This is a genomic window from Streptomyces minutiscleroticus (assembly GCF_014650875.1).
Taxonomy (GTDB): domain Bacteria; phylum Actinomycetota; class Actinomycetes; order Streptomycetales; family Streptomycetaceae; genus Streptomyces; species Streptomyces minutiscleroticus.
This window is the reverse complement of the sequence record NZ_BMVU01000004.1, coordinates 154,324-179,795: the sequence shown is the minus strand read 5'-3', so window position 1 is coordinate 179,795 and position 25,472 is coordinate 154,324. Positions and strand designations below refer to the sequence as shown.

Genomic DNA, 25,472 nt, shown 5'->3' with positions numbered 1-25,472 from the left:
GCCGTGACGACCGAGCCCCTCTCCGAACACACCGCCGATGTGATCGTCGTCGGGGCCGGACCAGCCGGTTCCACCACCGCGTACCACCTCGCCAAGGCGGGCCTCGACGTCCTGCTCCTGGAGAAGACCGCCTTCCCGCGCGAGAAGGTGTGCGGCGACGGCCTGACCCCGCGCGCCGTCAAGCAGCTCGTCGCCATGGGCATCGACATCTCCGAGGAGGCGGGCTGGCTGCGCAACAAGGGCCTGCGCATCATCGGCGGCGGCGTCCGGCTCCAGCTCGACTGGCCGGATCTCGCCTCTTACCCCGACTACGGACTCGTCCGCAAGCGCGACGACTTCGACGAGCAGCTGGCGCGCCAGGCGCAGAAGGCGGGCGCGCGGCTGTACGAGCGGTGCAACGTGAGCGGCCCGGTCGTCGACGACCGTACGGGCCGCATCACCGGCGTGCACGCCAAGCTGGGTGACGACAAGCGCGAGGTCACCTTCCACGCCCCGCTCGTCGTGGCCGCCGACGGCAACTCCACGCGGCTGTCCCTCGCGATGGGCCTGCACCGCCGTGAGGACCGCCCGATGGGCGTCGCGGTCCGCACGTACTTCACCTCCCCGCGCCACGACGACGACTACCTGGAGTCGTGGCTGGAGCTGTGGGACCGGCGCGGCCCCGGCGAGGACCGCCTGCTGCCCGGCTACGGCTGGGTCTTCGGCATGGGCGACGGCACCTCCAACGTGGGCCTCGGCGTCCTCAACACCTCCGAGTCCTTCAAGGAGCTGGACTGGCGCGAGGTGCTCAAGGCCTGGTGCGCCTCGATGCCCGAGGAGTGGGGCTACACGCCGGAGAACATGACGGGCCCGATCCGCGGCGCCGCCCTGCCGATGGCGTTCAACCGCCAGCCGCACTACACCAAGGGCCTGCTGCTGGTCGGCGACGCGGGCGGCCTGGTGAACCCCTTCAACGGCGAGGGCATCGCGTACGCCATGGAGTCGGGGCAGATCGCCGCCGACGTCATCGTGCAGGCCCACGCCCGCGCGACCCCGGCCCAGCGCGAGCTGGCCCTGCAGGGCTACCCGAAGATCCTCAAGGACACCTACGGCGGGTACTACACGCTGGGCCGCGCCTTCGTGAAGCTCATCGGCAACCCGAAGGTCATGAAGATCGCCGCCCAGCGGGGCCTGACCCACCCGCTGCTGATGAGGTTCACGCTGAAGATGCTCGCCAACCTCACCGACCCGACGGGCGGCGACGCGATGGACCGCATCATCAACGGCCTGAGCAAGGTGGCCCCGAAGGCCTGACCCGGCGGTCCGTGCGCGGGGTCCGTGCGCGCACGGACCCCGCGCACGGCGACGGCAGGAGGGCCGCTCCCCCGGGAAGCGGCCCTCCTGCCGTGTTCTCGTGCCGTGCGCCCGCGACCCGGAGGGGTCAGAGCACGCGCACCGCGCCCGTCGCCGGGTAGCCCGACAGGTCCTGGATCACCACGCCCTTGGAGGGGTTGGCGGCGTCGAGGTACTGGCCGTTCCCGATGTAGACGCCCACGTGGTACGCCGAGCCGGCCGAACCCCAGTAGAGGATGTCGCCGACCTGGAGGTTGGACAGGGAGACCGGGGTGCCGGCCGTCGACTGGGCCCCGGAGACGCGCGGCAGGTCGACGCCGACCTGCCTGAACGCGGCCTGGACGAGGCCCGAGCAGTCCCATGAGTTCGGGCCGGTGCCGCCCATGACGTAGGCGTCGCCCACCTGTGCCTTGAGGAAGGCGATGACCGTCCCGACACTGCCGCCCGCCGGGGCGGCGACGGTGTCGGAGGCCGCCGCCGTGGCGGTGGTGGTGAGCGTGGTCCGCTCGGCGGAGCGGGAGGCGGCCTGCTCGGCGGCCTCGCGCTCGGCCTTGGCCTCCGCCTTCTTCTTGGCCTCGGCCTTCGCCTTCGCCTCCGCGAGGTCCTTCTCGGCCTGCCTGGCCGCCTTGGCGGCGGCCGCGTCGCGCTCGGCCCGGAGCTGGTAGTCGGCCGCGGCCTGCTGGGTGGCGGCCGCCGACTGGGCCACCTGGGCCGAGATGTCGGCCGTCAGGGCCGGCAGTTCGAGGGTCTGCGTCACGGGCTCGGCGTCGGCGGCACTCGCCGAACCGGACGCACCCGCCACTGCCAGGGTGCTGAGAACGCCACCGGCAACTCCTGCCCGCACGGCGAGCTTGGAGTTGCTGCGCCGGGGCTTCCGGTGGCTGCGTATGTGAGCGGTGTGGGACATGAGTACAAGCGGTACCAGGGGGTCCTCCATACCTTCAAGAAACGTGTGGTCCGCCACAGTTGTTCAACCGATGGCCGAAATCCGGGTCCGCAGGACCGGACTGACGCCGTAACGGGCAATGCGGACAGAGTTGATCAAGCCCGTGATCATGGTGTTTCCGCAATACGCCCGAATTGCCCGCGACCTACCACCTGTTGGGCTCGGTGGCCAAGCCCGGTTTCTGTGGCCGAGGGTCCGACGTGACGGAGGTCACGGAACGGTCACCACTGCGGAGGCGTCTCGCGCGCACGGCGCGGAGGGTGCGCGTCGTTCGTGAACGGATGCACGCGGTGTGTTCCGTCCCCACTTGTCCGCCCAACTCCCCCTCGTGCGCGAATGGGCCCATTATCAAGAGATGGCGTCCATCGCCAATTTGCCTGAGCGTGCTGGCTCTTGATAATGCAACGGCTCCGCTCCAGGGCTTTGACGAGCGAAAATGTCACCGGAAGTGATCGCTTGGACGCCAGGCGTACGAAGATCGTCACTCATATGACCGTCGGACCGCGCTGCGGGTGGTGGAGATCACAAAGACGTTCGTGACCCCCGTGTCGCAGATCACAGACCGGCAGGCATAAGATGCGGGGCAGTTGGGCTTGTGACCTGCTTCACATGTGCGCGATCTTCGGCGAGCCGCGCGGAGCGCGTGCGCCTCGTGGGACGGGCGCGAGTCCACTGCAACCGCCAGCAGTCAGTGCCGACTGAAGGGAGCGAGGAGCGGTGAACGCGTACGCGCCCATCCTCGTACTGGGAGCCCTCGGGGCAGGCTTCGCGATCTTCTCCGTGGTGATGGCCACGCTTGTCGGTCCGAAGCGCTACAACCGGGCGAAGCTCGAGGCCTACGAGTGCGGTATCGAGCCGACCCCCACGCCGGCCGGCGGCGGGCGCTTCCCCATCAAGTACTACCTGACGGCGATGCTCTTCATCGTCTTCGACATCGAGATCGTCTTCCTCTACCCCTGGGCCGTCTCCTTCGACGCGCTGGGGGTCTTCGGGCTCGTGGAGATGCTGCTCTTCGTGCTCACCGTCTTCGTCGCGTACGCGTACGTATGGCGGCGCGGCGGCCTGGAATGGGACTGAACCCCGCATAGGGGACAGAGGAGCCACTGAGCATGGGACTGGAAGAAAAACTGCCGAGCGGTTTCCTGCTGACCACCGTCGAGCAGGCCGCGGGGTGGGTGCGCAAGTCGTCCGTCTTTCCCGCCACCTTCGGCCTGGCCTGCTGCGCCATCGAGATGATGACGACCGGCGCGGGCCGCTACGACCTGGCGCGCTTCGGCATGGAGGTCTTCCGCGGGTCGCCGCGGCAGGCGGACCTCATGATCGTCGCCGGGCGGGTCAGCCAGAAGATGGCGCCGGTGCTGCGGCAGGTCTACGACCAGATGCCGAACCCCAAGTGGGTCATCTCCATGGGGGTTTGCGCGTCGTCGGGCGGCATGTTCAACAACTACGCGATCGTGCAGGGCGTCGACCACGTCGTCCCCGTGGACATCTACCTGCCCGGCTGTCCGCCGCGGCCCGAGATGCTGATGGACGCGATCCTCAAGCTGCACCAAAAGATCCAGACCTCGAAGCTCGGCGTCAACGCCGAGGAAGCGGCCCGCGAGGCGGAGGAGGCGGCGCTCAAGGCGCTGCCCACCATCGAGATGAAGGGCCTGCTGCGGTGAGCGACGGACACGGCAACGGCACGAACCCCGAGAAGGACCTCGGCGCCTCGAACCTCCCGGGGCAGCGCGGCGAGGGGGGCGAGGAGATCCGCGTCCAGCGCGGCATGTTCGGCGCGAACAACGGCGGCGACACCTCCGGCTACGGCGGCCTGGTCCGCTCCATCCGGCTCCCGGGGGCGTCGAACCGACCCTACGGCGGCTGGTTCGACGAGGTCGCCGACGAACTGGAGGGCGCCCTGGAGGAGCAGGGCCTGCTCCCCGGGAACGCCATCGAGAAGACGGTCGTCGACCGCGGCGAGCTCACCTTCCACATCGAGCGCGAGCACCTGGTGCGCGTCGCCCGCACCCTGCGCGACGACCCGGCGCTCCGCTTCGAGCTGTGCACCGGCGTCTCCGGCGTGCACTACCCGGGCGACAAGGGCCGCGAGCTGCACGCCGTCTACCACCTGCGCTCGATCACCCACAACCGGCTGATCCGCCTGGAGGTCGGTGCCCCCGACGGCGATCCGCACATCCCGTCCCTGGTCTCCGTGTACCCGACCAACGACTGGCACGAGCGCGAGACGTACGACTTCTTCGGCATCGTCTTCGACGGCCACCCGGCACTGACGCGGATCATGATGCCGGACGACTGGCAGGGCCACCCGCAGCGCAAGGACTACCCCCTCGGCGGCATCCCCGTCGAGTACAAGGGCGCCCAGATCCCGGCCCCGGATCAGCGGAGGTCGTACTCATGAGCGTCCTTCCCCCGCCCGGCCACCGCCCCCCAACGACTCCCCACGGGAGGCTGTCATGACGTCCGCGACCGCCCGCGAGACCACCGAGGGGACCGTCTACACGGTCACCGGAGGCGACTGGGACGAGGTCGTCCAGTCCGCGGCCAGGGCCGACGACGAGCGCATCGTCGTCAACATGGGCCCGCAGCACCCGTCCACGCACGGCGTGCTCCGTCTGATCCTGGAGATCGAGGGCGAGACCGTCACCGAGGCCCGCTGCGGCATCGGCTACCTGCACACCGGCATCGAGAAGAACCTCGAGTTCCGCACGTGGACCCAGGGCACCACCTTCGTGACGCGGATGGACTACCTGACGTCGTTCTTCAACGAGACGGCGTACTGCCTCGCGGTCGAGAAGCTCCTCGGCATCGAGGACCAGGTACCCGACCGGGCGTCGATCATCCGCGTCCTGCTGATGGAGCTGAACCGGCTCTCCTCCCACCTGGTGTGCATCGCCACCGGCGGCATGGAGCTGGGCGCGACCACCATCATGATCTACGGCTTCCGTGATCGTGAACTCATTCTCGACATCTACGAGCTGGTCACCGGGCTGCGGATGAACCACGCGTACATCCGGCCCGGCGGACTCGCCCAGGACCTGCCGCCCGGCGCGGTGGACCGCATCCGCGAGTTCGTGAAGAAGATGAAGAAGAACCTCGGCGAGTACGACAAGCTCGCCACCGGGAACCCCATCTTCAAGGGCCGCATGCAGGGCATCGGCCACCTCGACCTGGCCGGCTGCATGGCCCTCGGCGTCACCGGCCCGATCCTGCGCTCGGCCGGGCTCCCGCACGACCTGCGTAAGGCCCAGCCGTACTGCGGCTACGAGACGTACGACTTCGACGTCCCGACCGCCGACACCTGCGACGCGTACGGGCGCTTCCTCATCCGCCTGGAGGAGATGCGCCAGTCGCTGCGGATCGTCGAGCAGTGCCTGGACCGGCTGCGCCCCGGACCGGTCATGGTCGAGGACAAGAAGATCGCCTGGCCCGCCCAGCTGGCCCTCGGCCCGGACGGACTCGGCAACTCGCTCGACCACATCAAGAAGATCATGGGCACCTCCATGGAGGCCCTGATCCACCACTTCAAGCTCGTGACCGAGGGCTTCCGGGTCCCGCCGGGCCAGGCGTACACCGCCGTGGAGTCGCCCAAGGGCGAACTCGGGGTGCACGCCGTGTCCGACGGCGGCACCCGCCCCTTCCGGGTCCACTTCCGCGACCCGTCCTTCACCAACCTGCAGGCCATGGCGGCGATGTGCGAGGGCGGCCAGGTCGCCGACGTCATCGTCGCCGTCGCGTCCATCGACCCCGTGATGGGAGGCGTCGACCGGTGACCACCAGTTCCTCGGAGCAGGGCGTCAGCCTGGGCATGCCGCAACTGCCCGCGCCCGGCTACCCGGACGACGTCCGCGCCCGGCTCGAACGGGACGCGCGCGAGATCATCGCCCGCTATCCCGACTCCCGCTCCGCGCTGCTGCCGATGCTGCACCTGGTGCAGTCGGAGGAGGGCCACGTCACGCGCACCGGCATGCGGTTCTGCGCCGACGTGCTCGGCCTGACCACGGCCGAGGTGACCGCGGTCGCCACCTTCTACACCATGTACCGGCGCGGTCCCAGCGGCGACTACCAGGTCGGCGTCTGCACCAACACGCTGTGCGCGGTGATGGGCGGCGACGCGATCTTCTCCGCGCTCCAGGAGCACCTCGGCGTCGGCAACGGCGGGACCACCGACGACGGCAAGGTCACCCTGGAGCACATCGAGTGCAACGCGGCCTGCGACTACGCGCCCGTCGTGATGGTCAACTGGGAGTTCTTCGACAACCAGACCGTCGAGAGCGCGAAGCGGCTGGTCGACGACCTGCGCGCGGGCGCCCCCGTCGAGCCCACGCGCGGCGCCCCCCTGTGCACCTTCAAGGAGACCGCCCGCATCCTGGCCGGCTTCCCCGACGAGCGGCCCGGGGCCGTCGAGGCGAGCGGCAGCGCGGGCCCGGCCTCGCTGATCGGCCTGCGGCTGGCCAAGGGGGAGACGCCCGCCCCCCGCGTGGTCCACCCGCGCGACGCGGCGGCCACCGGCGAGCCGCCGCGCGGCGCCCCGCACGACCCGTCGCCGACCGAGCACCTCAGCTCGCACGACGCACCGCAGGACACGGCGGCCTCAGACCCCGCGCACCCCGCGAAGCCGACCGCCGAGGAGGGGGAGTGATGAGCGTGTCCACCGAGTACGGAGGCGCCTCCCGGCCCGGCGAGGACGGAGGAGGGGCGAGCCCGGAGAAGCTGCTCGCGCCGGTGCTGTCGTCCTTCTGGGACCAGGAGGGGTCCTGGACGCTGGACGTCTACCGCCGCCACGACGGCTACGAGGGGCTGCGCAAGGCCCTCGCCATGTCGCCCGACGACGTCATCGCCTACGTCAAGGACGCCGGACTGCGCGGCCGCGGCGGCGCCGGCTTCCCGACGGGCATGAAGTGGCAGTTCATCCCCCAGGGGGACGGCAAGCCCCACTATCTCGTCGTCAACGCCGACGAGTCGGAGCCGGGGACCTGCAAGGACATCCCGCTCCTCTTCGCGAACCCGCACAGCCTCATCGAGGGCATCGTGATCGCCTGTTACGCGATCCGTTCGCAGCACGCGTTCGTCTATCTGCGCGGTGAGGTCGTCCCCGTGCTGCGCAGACTGCACGAGGCCGTGCGGGAGGCCTACGAGGCGGGCTTCCTCGGCAAGGACATCCTGGGCAGCGGGATCGACCTCGACGTCACCGTGCACGCGGGCGCGGGCGCGTACATCTGCGGTGAGGAGACCGCGCTGCTCGACTCGCTCGAGGGCCGCCGCGGCCAGCCGCGACTCCGTCCCCCCTTCCCGGCCGTCGCGGGTCTGTACGCGTGCCCCACCGTCGTGAACAACGTCGAGTCGATCGCGTCGGTTCCCGCCATCCTCAACCGGGGCAAGGAGTGGTTCCGTTCGATGGGCAGCGAGAAGTCCCCGGGCTTCACGCTGTACTCGCTGAGCGGCCACGTCGCCAACCCGGGCCAGTACGAGGCGCCGCTCGGCATCACGCTGCGCCAGCTGCTCGACATGAGCGGCGGGATCCGGCCCGGCCACCGGCTGAAGTTCTGGACGCCGGGCGGGTCCTCGACGCCGATGTTCACCGAGGAGCACCTCGACGTGCCGCTCGACTACGAGGGCGTCGGCGCCGCCGGCTCCATGCTCGGCACCAAGGCCCTGCAGTGCTTCGACGAGACCACCTGCGTGGTGCGCGCCGTCACGCGCTGGACGGAGTTCTACGCCCACGAGTCCTGCGGCAAGTGCACGCCCTGCCGCGAGGGCACGTACTGGCTGGTGCAGCTGCTGCGCGACATCGAGGCCGGCAAGGGCGCCATGAGCGACCTCGACAAGCTGAACGACATCGCCGACAACATCAACGGCAAGTCGTTCTGCGCCCTCGGCGACGGCGCCGCCTCGCCGATCTTCTCCTCGCTCAAGTACTTCCGCGAGGAGTACGAGCAGCACATCACGGGCGGCGGCTGCCCGTTCGACCCGGCCAGGTCGACCGCCTGGGCGGACCGGCACACGGAGGTGAACGCATGACGGTGACCACGAGCGCTCCCTCCGGGGGCGGCGAGGCGGCGGTCCCGCCGGAGGACCTCGTCTCGCTGACCATCGACGGCATCGGGATCAGCGTGCCCAAGGGCACCCTGGTGATCCGGGCCGCCGAGCAGCTCGGCATCGAGATCCCCCGGTTCTGCGACCATCCGCTGCTCGCCCCGGCGGGCGCCTGCCGGCAGTGCATCGTGGAGGTCGAGGGCCAGCGCAAGCCCATGGCGTCCTGCACGATCACGTGCACGGACGGGATGGTCGTCAAGACGCACCTCACCTCGCCCGTCGCGGAGAAGGCCCAGCACGGGGTGATGGAGCTGCTGCTCATCAACCACCCGCTGGACTGCCCCGTCTGCGACAAGGGCGGCGAGTGCCCGCTGCAGAACCAGGCGATGTCGCACGGCAACGCCGAGTCCCGCTTCGAGGGGAGGAAGCGGACCTACGAGAAGCCGGTGCCGATCTCCACGCAGGTGCTGCTCGACCGCGAGCGCTGCGTGCTGTGCGCCCGCTGCACCCGCTTCTCCAACCAGATCGCGGGCGACCCGATGATCGAGCTGGTCGAGCGGGGCGCCCTGCAGCAGGTCGGCACCGGCGAGGGCGACCCCTTCGAGTCGTACTTCTCCGGGAACACCATCCAGATCTGCCCGGTCGGCGCGCTCACCTCGGCGGCGTACCGCTTCCGCTCGCGCCCCTTCGACCTGGTCTCCTCGCCGAGCGTGTGCGAGCACTGCTCGGGCGGCTGCGCGACCCGCACCGACCACCGGCGCGGCAAGGTCATGCGGCGGCTCGCCGCCGACGACCCCGAGGTCAACGAGGAGTGGATCTGCGACAAGGGCCGGTTCGCCTTCCGGTACGCGCAGCGCCCGGACCGGCTGACGACCCCCCTCGTGCGCAACGGGCAGGGCGTCCTCGAACCCGCCTCCTGGCCGGAGGCCCTGGAGGCGGCGGCCCGGGGGCTGCTGGCGGCCCGCGGCCGGGCGGGCGTCCTGACCGGCGGCCGGCTGACCGTCGAGGACGCCTACGCGTACAGCAAGTTCGCGCGCGTGGCGCTCGGCACGAACGACATCGACTTCCGCGCGCGCGTGCACAGCGAGGAGGAGGCCGAGTTCCTCGCCGCCCGGGTCGCCGGACGCGGAAGGGACCTCGACAGCACGGGCGTGACGTACGCCCTCCTGGAGAAGGCGCCCGCCGTCCTGCTCGTCGGGTTCGAGGCGGAGGAGGAGGCGCCCGGCGTCTTCCTGCGGCTGCGCAAGGCCTGGCGCGGGCACGGGCAGCAGACCTTCGCCCTGGCCACGTACGCCACCCGGGGCCTGGAGAAGGCGGGCGGCACGCTGCTCCCCGCGGCGCCCGGCACCGAGACCGAGTGGCTGGACGCGCTCGCGAGCGGCGTCGGCCTGGAGGGCGACGGGGCGCGGGCCGCCGAGGCGCTGCGCGGCGAGGGCGCCGTGATCGTCGTCGGCGAGCGGCTGGCCGGTGTCGCCGGCGGGCTCACCGCCGCCGTACGGGCCGCCTCCGCGACCGGCGCCCGCCTGGCGTGGATCCCGCGCCGGGCCGGGGAGCGCGGCGCGGTCGAGGCGGGCGCCCTGCCGTCGCTGCTGCCGGGCGGGCGCCCGGCCACCGACCCGCGCGCGCGGGACGAGGTCGCCGCCGTCTGGAACGTGGCCGCGCTGCCGCACCGCTTCGGGCGCGACACCGGCCGGATCGTCGAGGCCGCCGCCACGGGCGAACTGGGCGCCCTGGTGGTGGCGGGCGTCGAGGTCGCCGACCTGCCCGACCCGGCCCGCGCGCGCGTGGCGCTCGACGAGGTGGGCTTCGTGGTCTCCCTGGAGCTGCGCCCGAGCGAGGTCACCGAACGCGCCGACGTGGTGCTGCCGGTGGCCGCGGTCGCCGAGAAGGCGGGCACCTTCCTCAACTGGGAGGGCCGGGTCCGCCTCTTCGAGGCCGCCCTCAAGCCCGACCAGATGACCCGCCGCCTGGCGCCCACCGACGCCCGGGTGCTGCAGATGCTCGCCGACGCCATGGACGTGCACCTGGGCCTGCCCGACCTGCGCACCGTCCGCGCGGAGCTGGACCGGCTCGGCACCTGGGACGGTCCCCGGGCGACGGAACCGCTGGAGAGCGCGGTCCAGCCGCCGCGGCCCGCCGCCGGGGAGGCGGTCCTGGCCGGCCACCGGCTGCTGCTCGACCAGGGGCGCCTGCAGGACGGCGACGAGGCGCTCGCCGGGACGCGGCACGCCGCCCGCGCGCGCGTGTCGCCCGCCACGGCCGCCGAGGCGGGCGTCGCGGACGGCGAGCCGCTGGCCGTCACCGGCCCCGCCGGAGCGGTCGTGCTCCCGCTGCAGATCACGGAGATGCCCGACCGCGTGGTGTGGCTCCCGCTGAACTCCGCGGGCACGGGCGTCGCCTCCGGCACCGGCGCGCTGCCCGGCGCGCTCGTCCGCATCGGCCCGGCGGCCCCCGCCGGCCGGGCCCCCGAGGCTCCCGAGGAGGTGGAGGCATGACCCCGTACCTCGCCGCGTCCCCGTACCTGGCTGCGGAGGACCTCTCCATGTTCGGCCGCGACCCCTGGTGGCTGGTCGTGGTCAAGGCGGTGTTCTGCTTCGCCTTCCTGATGGTGACCGTGCTGTTCTCCATCGTCTGGGAGCGCAAGGTCGTCGCCTGGATGCAGCTGCGCATCGGCCCCAACCGGCACGGCCCCTGGGGCATGCTCCAGTCGCTCGCCGACGGTGTGAAGCTGATGCTCAAGGAGGACCTCGTCGTCAGGCGCGCGGACAAGGTGGTCTACGTCCTCGCGCCGATCGTCGCCGCGATCCCCGCCTTCATGGCGATCGCCGTGATCCCCTTCGGGCCGGCCGGCAACGAGGTCTCGATCTTCGGCACGCGCACCGCGATGCAGCTCACCGACCTGCCGATCGCGATGCTCTACATCCTCGCGGTCGCCTCGGTCGGCATCTACGGCATCGTGCTCGCGGGCTGGTCCTCCGGCTCCACCTACCCGCTGCTCGGCGGCCTGCGCTCGTGCGCCCAGATGATCTCGTACGAGATCGCCATGGGCGCCGCGTTCGCCTCGGTGTTCCTGTACTCGGGCTCGATGTCGACCTCGGAGATCGTCGCCCAGCAGCAGGACCGCTGGTACGTGCTGCTGCTGCCGGTGTCGTTCCTGATCTACATCGTGACGATGGTCGGCGAGACCAACCGCGCCCCCTTCGACATGCCGGAGTCCGAGGGCGACCTGGTCGGCGGCTTCAACACCGAGTACTCGTCCATCAAGTTCGCGATGTTCATGCTCGCCGAGTACGTGAACATGGTGACGGTCTCGGCGGTGTCGGTGACGCTCTTCCTGGGCGGCTGGCGGGCCCCGTGGCCCGTCAGCACCTTCTGGGAGGGCGCCAACCACGGCTGGTGGCCGATGCTCTGGTTCACGGTGAAGGTGCAGCTGCTGCTGTTCTTCTTCATCTGGCTGCGCGGCACGCTGCCGCGCGTGCGCTACGACCAGCTGATGAAGCTCGGCTGGAAGGTCCTGATCCCGGTCTCCGTGGTGTGGCTGATGCTCGTGGCGACCGTCCGGACCCTGCGCAACGAGAACTACGACTTCACCGACATCGCCCTCTACGTGGGCGGCGGTGTCCTGGTCCTGCTGCTGCTCTCCTTCGTGGCCGACCTCTTCCGCGACCGGAAGGACGCGCAGGAGGCGTCCGGCGGACCGGCCGCCTTCGACCCGATGGCGGGCGGGTTCCCCGTACCGCCGCTGCCGGGGCAGGAGCTGCCGCCGGTACCGCGGCGCAGGCCGCGACGGGAGCGGGAGCGGGAGCTCATTGTCAGTGGCGGGGGCGATACTCACAGTGACGGGCCCGTGGGCGGATCGCACGACGGAAAGGAGGCGTCCGATGGCTGACGAGCAGCACGACGAGCAGCACAAGGAGACCGGCACCGGTTTCCTCAACCCCGTGGCCGGCTTCGGCGTGACCTTCAAGGCCATGTTCAAGAAGCGGCTCACCGAGCAGTATCCGGAGCAGCCGAAGACGACCGCCCCGCGGTTCCACGGCCGGCACCAGCTCAACCGCCATCCGGACGGCCTGGAGAAGTGCGTCGGCTGCGAGCTGTGCGCCTGGGCGTGTCCCGCCGACGCCATCTACGTGGAGGGCGCGGACAACACCGACGAGGAGCGCTACTCGCCCGGCGAGCGCTACGGCCGCGTCTACCAGATCAACTACGCCCGCTGCATCCTGTGCGGGCTGTGCATCGAGGCGTGCCCCACGCGCGCGCTGACGATGACGAACGAGTTCGAGCTGGCCGACTCCAGCCGCGCGAACCTCATCTACACCAAGGAGCAGCTGCTCGCCGGTCTGGAGGAGGGCATGGTCGACACCCCCCACGCCATCCACCCCGGCACGGACGAGCAGGACTACTACCGCGGGCTGGTGACGGAGGCCGCGCCGGGCACCACCCGGCAGGTCGCCCTCTCCAAGGGCGAGGTGCCGCAGGAGGCCGCCTCCGACTTCGGTCCGGGGGAGCCCGCCTCGGAGAAGGTGGTCGGCCGATGACGCACATCGCGGCCTACGCCACCTCCACCGGCGAGGCCTTCCAGTTCTGGGTCCTCGGCACCGTCGCGGTGATCGGCGCCCTGTGCACCGTCTTCATGAAGAAGGCCGTGCACAGTGCGCTCTGCCTGGCCGGCACCATGATCGTCCTGGCGGTGTTCTACCTCGCCAACGGCGCCTACTTCCTGGGCATCGTGCAGATCGTCGTCTACACCGGCGCGATCATGATGCTGTTCCTCTTCGTGGTCATGCTCGTCGGCGTCACCGCGGCCGACTCGCTGAAGGAGACCATCAGGGGCCAGCGCTGGCTCGCCCTGCTGTGCGGGCTCGGCTTCGGCATCCTGCTGATCGCGGGCATCGGCAACGCCTCGCTGACGGAGTTCAACGGCCTGGGCGAGGCCAACGCCGGGGGCAACGTCGAGGGCCTGGCGGCGCTGATCTTCACCAAGTACGTCTTCGCCTTCGAGCTCACCGGCGCCCTGCTGATCACGGCCGCCGTCGGCGCGATGGTGCTCACGCACCGCGAGCGCACCGAGCGCGCGAAGACCCAGCGCGAGCTGGCCGAGCAGCGCGTGCGCGAGGGCAGGCAGGTGCCTCCGCTGCCCGCCCCGGGCGTCTACGCCCGGCACAACGCGGTGGACATCGCCGGTCTCCTCCCGGACGGCACCCCGTCCGAGCTGACCGTGAACAAGACGCTGCGCGAGCGCGGCCAGATCCGCGACGTGTCGCAGGACGCGATCAACGACCTGCGGGCCCTGGAGCAGCGGGCGGCCGACCGCCTGGAGCGGCGCGGCGCGGTCCGGCCCGCCGAGCGAGCCGAGGAGGCGTCGAAGTGAATCCCGTCAACTACCTCTACCTCGCCGCCCTGCTGTTCACCATCGGCGCCACCGGCGTACTGATCAGGCGGAACGCGATCGTGGTCTTCATGTGCGTCGAGCTGATGCTCAACGCCTGCAACCTCGCGCTCGTCGCCTTCTCCCGACTGCACGGCAACCTCGACGGCCAGATCATCGCCTTCTTCACGATGGTCGTCGCCGCCGCGGAGGTCGTGGTCGGGCTCGCGATCATCGTGTCGCTGTTCCGTACCCGCCACTCGGCCTCGGTCGACGACGCCGGCCTGATGAAGCTCTGAGGGGCGCTGAATCGTGGAGAACCTGATTGCGCTGCTGATCGCGGCGCCCCTGCTCGGAGCGGCGGTCCTGCTGTGCGGCGGCCGGCGGCTCGACGCCGTCGGCCACTGGATCGGCACGGTACTCGCCGCGGCCTCCTTCGCCGTCGGCGTGGTGCTCTTCACCGACATGCTCGGCCGGTCCGCCGAGGAGCGCACGCTCACCCGGCACCTGTACAGCTGGATCCCGGTCGAGGGCTTCCGGGCGGACGTCGCCTTCCACCTCGACCAGCTGTCGATGACGTTCGTGCTGCTGATCTCCGGGGTCGGCACGCTCATCCACGTGTACTCGATCGGGTACATGGAGCACGACGAGCGCCGGCGCCGCTTCTTCGGCTACCTGAACCTGTTCCTCGCGGCGATGCTGCTGCTCGTCCTCGCCGACAACTACCTGCTGCTGTACGTCGGCTGGGAGGGCGTCGGCCTCGCCTCGTACCTGCTGATCGGCTTCTGGCAGCACAAGCCCAGCGCGGCCACCGCCGCGAAGAAGGCCTTCCTGGTCAACCGCGTCGGCGACGTGGGCCTGTCCATCGCCATCATGCTGATGTTCACCACCTTCGGGACCTTCGCCTTCGGGCCGGTCCTGGCGGCGGCCGGGGACACGGGCGAGGGGAAGCTCACCGCGATCGCGCTGATGCTGCTGCTCGCCGCCTGCGGCAAGTCCGCCCAGGTGCCGCTCCAGTCCTGGCTGGGCGACGCCATGGAGGGCCCGACCCCGGTCTCGGCCCTGATCCACGCCGCGACCATGGTGACCGCGGGCGTGTACCTCATCGTCCGCTCCGGCGCGATCTTCAACGCGGCGCCCGACGCGCAGCTGGTCGTCACCGTCGTCGGCGCCGTCACGCTGCTGTTCGGTGCGGTCGTCGGTTGCGCCAAGGACGACATCAAGAAGGCGCTCGCCGGGTCGACCATGTCGCAGATCGGCTACATGGTGCTGGCCGCGGGCCTCGGCCCGATCGGCTACGTCTTCGCGATCATGCACCTGGTGACGCACGGCTTCTTCAAGGCCGGCCTGTTCCTCGGAGCCGGCTCGGTCATGCACGGCATGAACGACGAGGTCGACATGCGCCGCTACGGCGGTCTGCGGAAGTACATGCCGGTCACGTTCGTCACCTTCGGCCTCGGCTACCTGGCCATCATCGGCTTCCCCGGCCTGTCCGGCTTCTTCTCCAAGGACAAGATCATCGAGGCGGCGTTCGCCAAGGGCGGCGCCGAGGGCTGGATCCTCGGCGGCGCGGCCCTGCTGGGCGCGGCCATCACGGCGTACTACATGACCCGCGTGATGCTGATGACCTTCTTCGGCGAGGAGCGCTGGCGCGACGCGCCGACGCCGTCCCCGGCCGAGTCCGACGTGGAGCCCGCCGCCGAGACCAGGGGCGAGTACACCCCGCCGCACCCGCACGAGTCGCCCTCGTCCATGACGATCCCCATGATCGTGCTGGCCTTCGGCTCGGTCTTCGCGGGCGCGTTCTTCGGCATCGGCGACCGCTTCCTGCACTGGCTGGAGCCGGTCACCGGGCACGCCCACGGGCACCCGCCGGTCAGCGCCCTGACGGTCACGCTCTCCACGGTCGTCGTGCTGATCGTCGGTGTCGCGATCGCCTGGGCGCAGTACGGGCGCCGCCCGGTCCCGGCCGTCGCCCCGCGCGGCTCGCTGCTCACCCGGGCCGCCCGGCGCGACCTGCTCCAGGACGACTTCAACCACGTCGTGCTGGTGCGCGGCGGCGAGCACCTGACCCGCTCGCTGGTCTACGTCGACCACACCCTGGTCGACGGGGTCGTCAACGGCACGGCCGCCTCGGTCGGCGGCCTCTCCGGCCGGCTCCGCAAGCTGCAGAACGGCTACGCGCGCTCGTACGCGGTCTCGATGTTCGGCGGCGCGGCGGTCCTCGTCGCCGCGACCCTGCTGATGAGGGCGGTCTGATACCGATGTCCTTTCCCCTGCTGACAGCGACGGCGGCGCTCCCCGCGCTCGGCGCGGTCGCCACGGCCGCCGTGCCGGCCGCGCGGCGCACCGCCGCGAAGTGGCTGGCGCTGCTCGTCTCGCTCGCCACCCTGGTGCTCGCCGCTCTCGTCGCGGTGCGCTTCGAACCCGGCGGCGACCGCTACCAGCTCACCGAGTCCCACGCCTGGATCAAGGACTTCGGGGTGCGGTACGAGCTGGGCGTGGACGGCATCGGGGTGGCGCTCATCGCGCTGACCGCGCTGCTGATCCCGTTCATCGTCCTCGCGGGCTGGCACGACGCCGACCCCCAGGAGACGGGCAGCAAGCGGTGGCGGCCCACTCAGGGCTTCTTCGCCCTGATCCTGGCCGTCGAGGCGATGGTGATCCTCTCCTTCGAGGCCACCGACGTCTTCCTCTTCTACATCTTCTTCGAGGCCATGCTGATCCCGATGTACTTCCTCATCGGCGGCTTCGGGGACCGTGCCCACGAGCACGGCGAGGAGACGGCGTCCACGCAGCGGTCGTACGCGGCCGTGAAGTTCCTCCTCTACAACCTGGCCGGCGGTCTGATCATGCTGGCCGCGGTGATCGGCCTCTACGTGGTCGCCGGGAGCTTCTCGCTCCAGGAGATCGCCGAGGCGCGGGCGAACGGCTCGCTGCAGATGGCGGCCACCACCGAGCGGTGGCTGTTCCTCGGCTTCTTCTTCGCCTTCGCGGTGAAGGCGCCGCTGTGGCCGCTGCACACCTGGCTGCCCAACGCCATGGGCGAGGCCACCGCCCCCGTCGCCGTACTGATCACCGCGGTCGTCGACAAGGTCGGCACCTTCGCGATGCTCCGCTTCTGCCTCGGGCTGTTCCCGGAGGCGAGCAAGTGGGCGACGCCGGTGATCCTGGTCCTGGCGCTGGTCAGCATCGTCTACGGCGCGCTGCTCGCGGTGGGCCAGCGCGACATCAAGCGCCTGGTGGCGTACGCGTCGATCTCCCACTTCGGCTTCATCGTCATGGGCATCTTCGCGATGACCAGCCAGGGGCAGTCGGGCGCGACGCTGTACATGGTCAACCACGGGATCTCGACGGCCGCGCTGATGCTGGTGGCGGGCTTCCTGATCTCGCGGCGCGGCTCGCGCCTCATCGCCGACTACGGCGGGGTGCAGAAGGTCGCGCCGGTGCTCGCCGGCACCTTCCTGATCGGCGGTCTGGCGACCCTGTCGCTGCCGGGGCTCGCGCCGTTCGTGAGCGAGTTCCTGGTGCTGGTCGGCACGTTCGCGCGCTATCCGGTGATCGGGATCATCGCCACCGTCGGCATCGTCCTGGCCGCGCTCTACACGCTCGTCCTCTACCAGCGGACGATGACGGGCCCGGTGCGGCCCGAGGTCTCGCGGATGCCCGACCTCAGGGCGCGCGAGCTCGCGGTGGTCGCCCCCCTGATCGCCCTCCTGATCCTCCTGGGCGTCTTCCCGAAGCCGCTCACCGACATCGTGAACCCGGCGGTCGAGCACACCATGTCCGACGTCCAGCAGAAGGACCCCCAGCCCGAGGTGGAGGCGGCCAAGTGAGCGCACCAGCCGTCCACAGCCTGTGGACAACAGCGGCCGACCCGATCTCGAAGATCGACGCGCCGAAGATCGAGTACGGACAGCTGTCGCCCACGCTGATCGTCATCGGCGCGGCGGTCGTCGGCGTGCTCGTCGAGGCGTTCGTACCGCGCAGGTCCCGGTACTACGTCCAGGTGTTCGTGTCCGTCGTCGCGCTGGCCGCCGCGTTCGCCGCGGTGGTCGCCCTCGCGGCCGGCGGGTACGGCACGACGAGGGCGCACATCGCGGCGATGGGCGCCGTCGCCGTCGACGGGCCCGCGCTCTTCCTGCAGGGCACGATCCTGCTGGCCGCCCTGCTCGGCGTGTTCACCTTCGCCGAGCGGCGCCTGGACCCCGAAGCGCACGGCAACCGCGTCGACTCCTTCGCCGCCCAGGCCGCCTCCGTGCCCGGCAGCGACAGCGAGAAGGCCGCGGTCAGGGCCGGGTTCACCACCACCGAGGTGTTCCCGCTGCTGCTCTTCGCGGTCGGCGGCATGCTGATCTTCCCGGCGGCGAACGACCTGCTGACCCTGTTCGTCGCCCTGGAGGTCTTCTCCCTCCCGCTGTACCTGCTGTGCGCCGTGGCCCGCCGCAAGCGGCTCATGTCGCAGGAGGCCGCGGTCAAGTACTTCCTGCTCGGCGCCTTCGCGTCCGCGTTCACCCTGTTCGGCATCGCCCTGCTGTACGGCTACGCGGGCTCGGTGTCGTACGCCCGCATCGCCCAGGTGGTCGACGGCTCCGTGCAGAACGTGGACCCGGCGCTCGCCGGCACCATGGGCAACGACGCGCTGCTGCTCGTCGGCGCCGCGCTGACCGTGATGGGCCTGCTGTTCAAGGTGGGCGCGGTGCCGTTCCACATGTGGACCCCGGACGTGTACCAGGGCGCGCCGACGCCGGTGACCGGCTTCATGGCGGCGGCGACGAAGGTGGCGGCGTTCGGCGCGCTGCTGCGCCTGCTGTACGTCGTGCTGCCGGGCCTGCGCTGGGACTGGCGCCCGGTGATGTGGGCCGTGGCGGTGGTCACCATGCTGGGCGGCGCGATCGTCGCGATCACCCAGACCGACATCAAGCGGCTGCTGGCGTACTCGTCGATCGCGCACGCGGGCTTCATCCTCGCCGGCGTCATCGCCACGTCGGCCGAGGGCATCTCGTCGGTGCTCTTCTACCTGGGCGCGTACTCCTTCGTCACCATCGGCGCGTTCGCGGTGGTGACCCTGGTCCGGGACGCCGGCGGCGAGGCCACGCACCTGTCCAAGTGGGCCGGGCTCGGACGGCGCTCGCCCCTGGTGGCGGCCGTCTTCGCGGTCTTCCTGCTGGCCTTCGCCGGTATTCCGCTGACCTCGGGCTTCGCGGGCAAGTTCGCGGTGTTCAAGGCGGCGGCCCAGGGCGGCGCGGGCGCGCTGGTCGTGGTCGGTGTGATCGCCTCGGCGGTCGCGGCGTTCTTCTACATCCGCGTGATCGTCCTGATGTTCTTCAGCGAGCCGCGCCCCGAGGGGCCGACGGTCGCCGTGCCGTCCCCGCTGACCATGACGGCGATCGCCGTCGGCGTGGCGGTCACGGTGGTGCTGGGCGTGGCCCCGCAGTACTTCCTGGACCTGGCGGGCCAGGCGAGCGTCTTCGTGCGCTGACACGCCCGACCCGTCACACACGGCGGCCCGGCCCCTGGGAGTGGGGCCGGGCCGCCGGCGTGCGGTGCGCGGTACCCGCTCGCTGGTGCCGTGCCGGGTGTCGTGAGCCGGTGAACCTCTCCGGTCACGGCACTAGCGGCTCTCCTTGCGCCCCGTCCTGATGGCGGTGAGGTCCAGATCCACGGGGAACGGGGAGGCCAGCTTCATCCGCTCCCGGAAGATGCCGACGCTGGTGCAGGCGCCGATGGCGGGCTCCAGCTCGAAGACGTGCACGACGGCGAGCCCCTTCTCGTGCTCGACCCGCCAGTAGTGCGGAATCCCCGCCCGGGCGTACTTGAGCGGCTTGGTCTCCCGGTCCCGCGAGACGGAGTCCGGGGAGACGACCTCGACCGCGAGCACGACGGCTTCGGCCGGGAAGCGGATCTGCTCCGGATCCTGCACCACGTCACCGCGCACCACGACCACGTCCGGCTAGGGCCGGTTCTGCCGGTCGATGTCGATGGTGAACTCGCGAATGACCTCGAGCTCCTCGGGAGCCAGCGATTCCAGTCGCCGCTCGAAGAAGGTGACAGCGCGTGAGTGGAAAAGAGTCTGCGGACTCACGAAGACGAGGCTCCCGTCGATCAGTTCCGTGTGCGGAGGCAGATTCGGAAGCCGGTCCAGGTCGTCGGCGGTCCAGCTGCCCTCCGGCGGAGTCGGCCAGGTGGGTGTGGACGTCTCGGGTCGGACGCGCATGAGTGCTCCCATGGGACGGAGTCTCGCCGGTCGCTCCAGGCTAGCGGCCGGGAACGGGCTGGTCTCCCGCGTACGTGTGAACGAGTGGCGTGTCCTGACACGGGTCCCGCGGGGGCGGCCTGTGGACAACTCCGTGGGTGTCGGTGCGGACCCCTATCGTGGACGCAGTGGTCGAGGAGGCCGGACGTACGGGGACAGGACGATGGGCGGCACAGGGTGATGACGGAATCGGACGCGGCGGGACCAGCCGTGGCGGGACGGCCCGCGGCGGGCGGAGTGCCGGGCGGGGGCGAGGACAGCGAGGCGCTCGCCACACTGCACCGCGTCTTCGGGTACGAGGCGTTCCGCGGGCAGCAGGAAGAGATCATCGAGCACGTGGTGGCCGGCGGCGACGCGGTCGTCCTCATGCCGACCGGCGGAGGAAAGTCGCTGTGCTACCAGATCCCGGCTCTGGTCAGAGCGGGTACCGGCATCGTGGTCTCCCCCCTCATCGCGCTGATGCAGGACCAGGTCGACGCGCTGCGGGCGCTCGGCGTGCAGGCCGGCTTCATCAACTCCACGCAGGACTTCGACGAGCGCCGCGTGGTGGAGGCCCAGTTCCTGGCGGGCGAGCTGGACCTGCTGTACCTCGCGCCCGAGCGGCTGCGTCTCGAGGGCACGCTCGACCTCCTCTCGCGCGGCAAGATCTCCGTCTTCGCCATCGACGAGGCGCACTGCGTGTCCCAGTGGGGGCACGACTTCCGCCCCGACTACCTGGCCCTGTCGATGCTGGGCGAGCGCTGGCCGGACGTCCCGCGCATCGCGCTGACGGCGACGGCCACGCGCGCCACGCACCGGGAGATCACCGAGCGGCTCGGCATGCCGGAGGCCCGGCACTTCGAGGCGAGCTTCGACCGGCCCAACATCCAGTACCGGATCGTGCCGAAGGCCGACCCGAAGAAGCAGCTGCTGTCGTTCCTGCGCGAGGAGCACGCGGGCGACGCGGGCATCGTCTACTGCCTGTCGCGCAATTCGGTGGAGAAGACCGCCGAGTTCCTCGTGCGCAACGGCGTCGAGGCGGTGCCCTACCACGCGGGCCTCGACGCGGCCGTGCGCGCCGGGAACCAGGCGCGGTTCCTGCGCGAGGACGGCCTCGTGGTCGTCGCGACCATCGCCTTCGGCATGGGCATCGACAAGCCGGACGTGCGCTTCGTCGCCCACCTCGATCTGCCGAAGTCGGTCGAGGGCTACTACCAGGAGACGGGCCGCGCGGGCCGCGACGGCCTGCCGTCCACGGCCTGGATGGCGTACGGCCTGCAGGACGTGGTCCAGCAGCGCAAGATGATCCAGTCCGGCGAGGGCGACGAGGCGTTCCGGCGGCGGGCGGCCGCGCACCTGGACTCGATGCTCGCGCTGTGCGAGACCGCCCAGTGCCGCCGCACCCAGCTCCTCGCCTACTTCGGCCAGGAGGCCGAGACGCCGGCCTGCGGCAACTGCGACACGTGCCTGGCACCGCCGGAGACCTGGGACGGCACGGTCGCCGCGCAGAAGCTGCTGTCCACGGTGTGGCGGCTGCACCACGAGCGGCGGCAGAAGTTCGGCGTCGTGCAGGCGGTGGACATCCTGCTGGGGAAGCGGACGGCCAAGGTCATCCAGTTCGACCACGACCAGCTGTCGGTGTTCGGCATCGGCCAGGAGCTGACCGAGGCCGAGTGGCGGGGCGTGGCCCGCCAGCTCCTGGCCCAGCGGCTCCTCGCGGTCGAGGGGGAGTACGGGGCACTGGTGCTGACGGAGGCGAGCGGCGAGGTGCTCGGGCGCAAGAGGGAGGTGCCGCTGCGCAAGGAGCCGAAGCGGCCGGCCGCGGCACGGTCCGGCTCCGGCTCCGGTTCCGCGCGGGGCGAGCGCAAGGCGCGGACCGCCGCGGCCGAGCTGCCCGAGGAGCTGCTGCCGGTGTTCGAGGCGCTGCGCGCGTGGCGCGCCGCACAGGCGAAGGAGCAGGGCGTCCCGGCCTACGTGATCTTCCACGACGCGACGCTCCGGGAGATCGCCACGGCCGCGCCCACCACGATCGCCGAGCTGGGCGGCATCAGCGGCGTCGGCGAGAAGAAGCTGGCCACGTACGGGGAAGGGGTGCTGGAGGCGCTCGCCTCCGCGGGCGGGGGCGGGGCGGGCGGCTCCGCGGAGGAACCCCCGGCCCCGGCCCGGGCGTCGGTCCCGGCCCAGAAATCGGCCTCGGCCTCGGTCCCGGCGGCCCGTGCCGACGCCGACGGATCCGCCTTCGACTGGCCGGACGAGGAGCCGGAGCCCGAGCCGGAGGACTGGGCGTAGGAGGAGCGAAGAGGAGCGGGCCCCGTCCCGCTCCTCGCGCCCGGGCCACGTCCCGCTCCTCGCGCCCGGGCCCCGTCCCGCTCCTCGCGCCCGGGCCACGTCCCGCTCCTCGCGCCCGGGCCCCGTCCCGCTCCTCGCGCCCGGGCCCCGTCCCGCTCCTCGCGCCCGGGCGCCGCCTCGTTCCCCGGCTCAGGGGCCCGCCCCGCTCCTCACGCCCGTGGCACGATCCGCCCCCTGACCTCGCCCAGTCCGACCCGCGTCCCGTCCGGTCCCGGTGCCCACGCCGTCAGGGTGACCTCGTCGCCGTCCTCCAGGAACGTGCGCTCGCCGCCGGGGAGTCCGAGGGGGTCGCGGCCGTTCCAGGTCAGTTCGAGGAGCGAGCCGCGCTCGCCCTCGCCGGGACCGCTCACCGTTCCGGAGGCGAAGAGGTCGCCGGTGCGCAGGGAGGCGCCGTTGACCGTCAAATGCGCGAGCTGCTGCCCGGCCGTCCAGTACATGGTGCGGAACGGCGGCTCGGAGACGGTGTGGCCGTTGAGGGCGACGGAGAGGCGGAGGTCGTAGCCGCCGGGCTCCTCCTCCGCGTCGTCGAGGTAGGGCAGCAGCGGGTGGGTGCGCGCGGGGGGCGCCACCCGGGCGTCCTCCAGGGCGTCGAGCGGGGTGATCCACGCCGACACGGACGTGGCGAAGGACTTGCCGAGGAACGGGCCCAGCGGGACGTACTCCCAGGCCTGGATGTCGCGGGCGGACCAGTCGTTGAGGAGGCACAGGCCGAAGACGTGGTCGCGGAAGGCGCTCAGCGGGACGGGGGCGCCGGGCGCGGACGGCACGCCGACCACGAACCCGACCTCCGCCTCGATGTCCAGCCGGACCGACGGGCCGAAGACCGGCGCGGCGTCCCCCGGCGCCTTGCGCTGGCCGGAGGGGCGCACGACGTCCGTGCCGGAGACGACGACCGTGCCGGCCCGGCCGTGGTAACCGATCGGCAGGTGCTTCCAGTTGGGCGTCAGCGAGTCCGCCGCGTCGGGGCGGAAGATCTTCCCGACGTTCCGGGCGTGGTGCTCGGACGCGTAGAAGTCGACGTAGTCCGCCACCTCGAAGGGCAGGTGCAGGACCACCTCGGACAGCGGATGGAAGAAGGGGACGAGCGTCTCGCGGTGGGCGGGCACCGTCACCCACGCGGTCAGCGCGCGCCGTACGTCCGACCACGCGGTGCGGCCGGCCGACAGCAGCGCATCGAGGGAGGGCCGGGCCAGCAAGGAGACGTAGGGAGAGCCGAGCGCGGCGGCCGCGGCGCCCGCGTCCAGGACGTGGTCCCCGAGCCGGATGCCTACGGTCCGCTCGGTGGAGCCCGACCGGGAGAACACGCCGTACGGAAGATTGTGCGGGCCGAAGGGGTCGCCCTCGGAGACATCGAAGGGGGGCATCGAACGCTGCCTCGCTTTCCGTGTGGTGGTGTCTCACGTTACGGCGCGAGGGAGCACTCGTCCGGCCATGCCTAAAGAGTTCGTAATGTCCTGATAAGCCTTGTCGGAGTGGTGAATTCCGTCTTAGCGTCCTTTGGGGGGCGACGGACGGAATGGGTCCGGCCCGTAGGGGGGACACGTGGGGGGACCCGTGGCCAGGACCGCCGGCGGTGCGCCGTGGGGCGCGGACCGGAACGTACCGGGCCTGATCGTGAAGTTCGGCCGTTATCCGCTGCACCACGGCGGCGTCGGCGCCATCCGCACCCTCGGGCGGCTGGGCGTGCCGATGTACGCGATCACCGAGGACGGCTGGACGCCGGCGGCGGCGTCCCGCCATCTGCGCCGCGCGATCGTCTGGCCGACCACCGGGACGGAGGAGCCGGAGCGGCTCGTCGAGGGCCTGCTGCGCGCCGGACGCCGCATCGGGCGCCCGGCCGTGCTGATCCCGACCGACGAGGAGGCGGCGGTGCTCATCGCCGAGCACCAGGAGGCGCTGGCGGGCGCCTTCCTGTTCCCGCGGGTGCGGCCCGATCTGCCGCGCAGGCTCGCCAGCAAGCAGGGCCTGTACGAGCTGTGCGTGGAGCACGGCGTCCCGAGCCCGGCGACGGTCTTCCCGCGCTCGTACGCGGAGATCGAGGAGTTCGCGCGGGCGGCGCGCTTCCCGCTGGTCGCCAAGAACCGCGAGGCGTTCCTGCGCCGCGAGCGGCCCGCGGTGAACGGCACGACGCGCATCGCGACCCGCCGGGCCCTGCTGGCGCTCGCGCGCGACTGGGGCGAGCACCCCGGCGTGATCCTCCAGGAGTACCTGCCGAAGGAGGAGGCCGAGGACTGGATCGTGCACGGGTACTTCGACGCGGAGTCGGCGCCGCTCGCCCTGTTCACGGGCGTCAAGATCCGCTCGTGGCCGCCGCACGCGGGGATGACCGCGCACGCGTGCGTCGTCGACAACCCGGACCTCGCGGACCTCGCCGCGCGGTTCGTCAAGGAGATCGGCTACAGCGGGATCATCGACCTCGACCTGCGCTTCGACCGGCGTGACGGCCGGTACAAGCTGCTGGACTTCAACCCCCGGGCGGGCGCGCAGTTCCGGCTCTTCGAGAACGAGGCGGGGGTCGACGTCGTCCGGGCCATGCACCTGGACCTGACCGGCCGCGCCGTCCCGGAGGGGGAGCAGCGGGCCGGGCGCCGCTACGTCGTGGAGAACATCGACCTGCCGGCGCTGCTCGCGTACCGCCGCGGCCGGCGCCACGCCCGCCACCGCCACGACCGCCGGCGCGGCGACGGCCGTACGACACCGCACGTGCCGGCCCGGGCGAACGGCACGGAGCTGGCCTGGTTCGCGCGGGACGACCCGCGGCCGTTCCTCACGCTGCTCGTGCGCATGGTGCGGCCCGGGGCGAAACACCTCTACCAGCTGTGGCGGGCCCACCGCCGCGGGACCGGCCGGGCCGCCGGCTAGTGCCGTGACCGGAAGGGTTCACCGGCTCGCGGCGTCCGGCACGGCATTCCCCTGGCTCTTCGAGCAGGGGGACCCCACGCCGCGTTGCCGGAGCCACCCGGGTACGCCCGGTACGAGGGTGGTCCTCCGCTTGCGACGCGCCGCACCGGACGCCGCGAGCCCACGGCGGACCCTTCCGGTCACGGCACCAGCGGGCCCGCCGCACCGCGCAGCCCGCGGCCGCGCTCCGCCGCCCACGGCAGCGCACAGCGCCCAGGCCATCGCACACCGCCCACGACCGCACTCCGACACCCATGACCGCACTCCGACACCCATGACTACGTCTCACACGCCTCATCGGCCGA

Annotated in this window: 19 protein-coding genes and 1 pseudogene; 17 read left to right on the top strand and 3 right to left on the bottom strand. The window is 71.5% G+C overall.

Going from position 1 to position 25,472, the window contains the following annotated elements; genetic code table 11:
* Positions 1-3 precede the first annotated feature (3 nt).
* Positions 4-1,293 (top strand): geranylgeranyl reductase family protein, encoded by a 1,290-nt coding sequence (locus IE271_RS07970; RefSeq protein ID WP_190189477.1) that lies wholly within the window; start codon positions 4-6, stop codon positions 1,291-1,293.
* Positions 1,294-1,420: 127 nt separating this feature from the next.
* On the opposite strand, the gene IE271_RS07965 is transcribed toward IE271_RS07970, so the two are convergent.
* Positions 1,421-2,269: a C40 family peptidase gene (locus IE271_RS07965; protein WP_190189476.1), complete on the bottom strand. Its 849-nt coding sequence runs from the start codon at positions 2,267-2,269 to the stop codon at positions 1,421-1,423.
* A 726-nt stretch (positions 2,270-2,995) separates the two neighbouring features.
* Here IE271_RS07965 and IE271_RS07960 point away from each other — a divergent pair.
* Genes IE271_RS07960 through nuoN form a run of 14 tightly spaced genes read left to right on the top strand, consistent with a single transcriptional unit; the run spans position 2,996 to position 19,164 of the window.
* Positions 2,996-3,355: an NADH-quinone oxidoreductase subunit A gene (locus IE271_RS07960; protein ID WP_030572782.1), complete on the top strand. Its 360-nt coding sequence runs from the start codon at positions 2,996-2,998 to the stop codon at positions 3,353-3,355.
* 32 nt (positions 3,356-3,387) lie between these two features.
* Positions 3,388-3,942, top strand: a complete 555-nt coding sequence (locus IE271_RS07955) for a NuoB/complex I 20 kDa subunit family protein (RefSeq protein ID WP_016640165.1) — start codon at positions 3,388-3,390, stop codon at positions 3,940-3,942.
* Positions 3,939-4,679 carry an NADH-quinone oxidoreductase subunit C gene (locus IE271_RS07950; RefSeq protein WP_190189475.1) on the top strand — a complete coding sequence of 247 codons (741 nt, stop codon included), beginning with the start codon at positions 3,939-3,941 and terminating at the stop codon, positions 4,677-4,679. The genes IE271_RS07955 and IE271_RS07950 overlap by 4 nt, the downstream gene beginning before the upstream one ends.
* Before the next feature lie 55 nt (positions 4,680-4,734).
* The gene (locus tag IE271_RS07945; RefSeq protein ID WP_190189474.1) at positions 4,735-6,051 is read left to right on the top strand and encodes an NADH-quinone oxidoreductase subunit D; all 1,317 of its coding nucleotides are present in this window, start codon (positions 4,735-4,737) and stop codon (positions 6,049-6,051) included.
* Entirely contained in the window at positions 6,048-6,920 is an 873-nt protein-coding gene (gene nuoE, locus IE271_RS07940; RefSeq protein ID WP_190189473.1) for an NADH-quinone oxidoreductase subunit NuoE, read from the top strand. Before IE271_RS07945 ends, nuoE begins: the two co-directional genes overlap by 4 nt.
* Positions 6,920-8,299 (top strand): NADH-quinone oxidoreductase subunit NuoF, encoded by a 1,380-nt coding sequence (gene nuoF, locus IE271_RS07935; RefSeq protein ID WP_190189472.1) that lies wholly within the window; start codon positions 6,920-6,922, stop codon positions 8,297-8,299. Before nuoE ends, nuoF begins: the two co-directional genes overlap by 1 nt.
* Positions 8,296-10,809, top strand: a complete 2,514-nt coding sequence (locus IE271_RS07930) for an NADH-quinone oxidoreductase subunit G (RefSeq protein ID WP_190189471.1) — start codon at positions 8,296-8,298, stop codon at positions 10,807-10,809. The genes nuoF and IE271_RS07930 overlap by 4 nt, the downstream gene beginning before the upstream one ends.
* Entirely contained in the window at positions 10,806-12,203 is a 1,398-nt protein-coding gene (nuoH, locus tag IE271_RS07925; RefSeq protein ID WP_190189470.1) for an NADH-quinone oxidoreductase subunit NuoH, read from the top strand. The genes IE271_RS07930 and nuoH overlap by 4 nt, the downstream gene beginning before the upstream one ends.
* The gene (gene nuoI, locus IE271_RS07920) at positions 12,196-12,852 is read left to right on the top strand and encodes an NADH-quinone oxidoreductase subunit NuoI (protein ID WP_190189469.1); all 657 of its coding nucleotides are present in this window, start codon (positions 12,196-12,198) and stop codon (positions 12,850-12,852) included. The genes nuoH and nuoI overlap by 8 nt, the downstream gene beginning before the upstream one ends.
* Positions 12,849-13,685 carry an NADH-quinone oxidoreductase subunit J gene (locus IE271_RS07915; RefSeq protein ID WP_190189468.1) on the top strand — a complete coding sequence of 279 codons (837 nt, stop codon included), beginning with the start codon at positions 12,849-12,851 and terminating at the stop codon, positions 13,683-13,685. Before nuoI ends, IE271_RS07915 begins: the two co-directional genes overlap by 4 nt.
* Positions 13,682-13,981, top strand: a complete 300-nt coding sequence (nuoK, locus tag IE271_RS07910) for an NADH-quinone oxidoreductase subunit NuoK (RefSeq protein ID WP_190189467.1) — start codon at positions 13,682-13,684, stop codon at positions 13,979-13,981. Before IE271_RS07915 ends, nuoK begins: the two co-directional genes overlap by 4 nt.
* 13 nt (positions 13,982-13,994) lie before the next feature.
* Positions 13,995-15,941 carry an NADH-quinone oxidoreductase subunit L gene (gene nuoL / locus IE271_RS07905; protein WP_190189466.1) on the top strand — a complete coding sequence of 649 codons (1,947 nt, stop codon included), beginning with the start codon at positions 13,995-13,997 and terminating at the stop codon, positions 15,939-15,941.
* A 5-nt stretch (positions 15,942-15,946) separates the two neighbouring features.
* Positions 15,947-17,518 carry an NADH-quinone oxidoreductase subunit M gene (locus tag IE271_RS07900; protein WP_190189465.1) on the top strand — a complete coding sequence of 524 codons (1,572 nt, stop codon included), beginning with the start codon at positions 15,947-15,949 and terminating at the stop codon, positions 17,516-17,518.
* Entirely contained in the window at positions 17,515-19,164 is a 1,650-nt protein-coding gene (gene nuoN / locus IE271_RS07895) for an NADH-quinone oxidoreductase subunit NuoN (protein ID WP_190189464.1), read from the top strand. The genes IE271_RS07900 and nuoN overlap by 4 nt, the downstream gene beginning before the upstream one ends.
* 132 nt (positions 19,165-19,296) lie before the next feature.
* Here the strand turns inward: nuoN and IE271_RS07890 are convergent.
* A pseudogene (locus IE271_RS07890) lies at positions 19,297-19,899 on the bottom strand (Uma2 family endonuclease).
* Positions 19,900-20,118: 219 nt separating this feature from the next.
* On the opposite strand from IE271_RS07890, the gene recQ reads away from it, so the two are divergent.
* Positions 20,119-22,206 carry a DNA helicase RecQ gene (recQ, locus tag IE271_RS07885; RefSeq protein WP_190189463.1) on the top strand — a complete coding sequence of 696 codons (2,088 nt, stop codon included), beginning with the start codon at positions 20,119-20,121 and terminating at the stop codon, positions 22,204-22,206.
* A 209-nt stretch (positions 22,207-22,415) separates the two neighbouring features.
* Here recQ and fahA read toward each other — a convergent pair whose 3' ends face one another.
* Positions 22,416-23,630, bottom strand: coding sequence for a fumarylacetoacetase (gene fahA, locus IE271_RS07880; RefSeq protein WP_190189462.1), 1,215 nt, complete (start codon positions 23,628-23,630; stop codon positions 22,416-22,418).
* 190 nt (positions 23,631-23,820) lie between these two features.
* Between fahA and IE271_RS07875 the strand changes: the two genes are divergently transcribed.
* Positions 23,821-25,128 carry a carboxylate--amine ligase gene (locus IE271_RS07875; protein WP_190189461.1) on the top strand — a complete coding sequence of 436 codons (1,308 nt, stop codon included), beginning with the start codon at positions 23,821-23,823 and terminating at the stop codon, positions 25,126-25,128.
* The last annotated feature ends 344 nt before the right edge of the window (positions 25,129-25,472 follow it).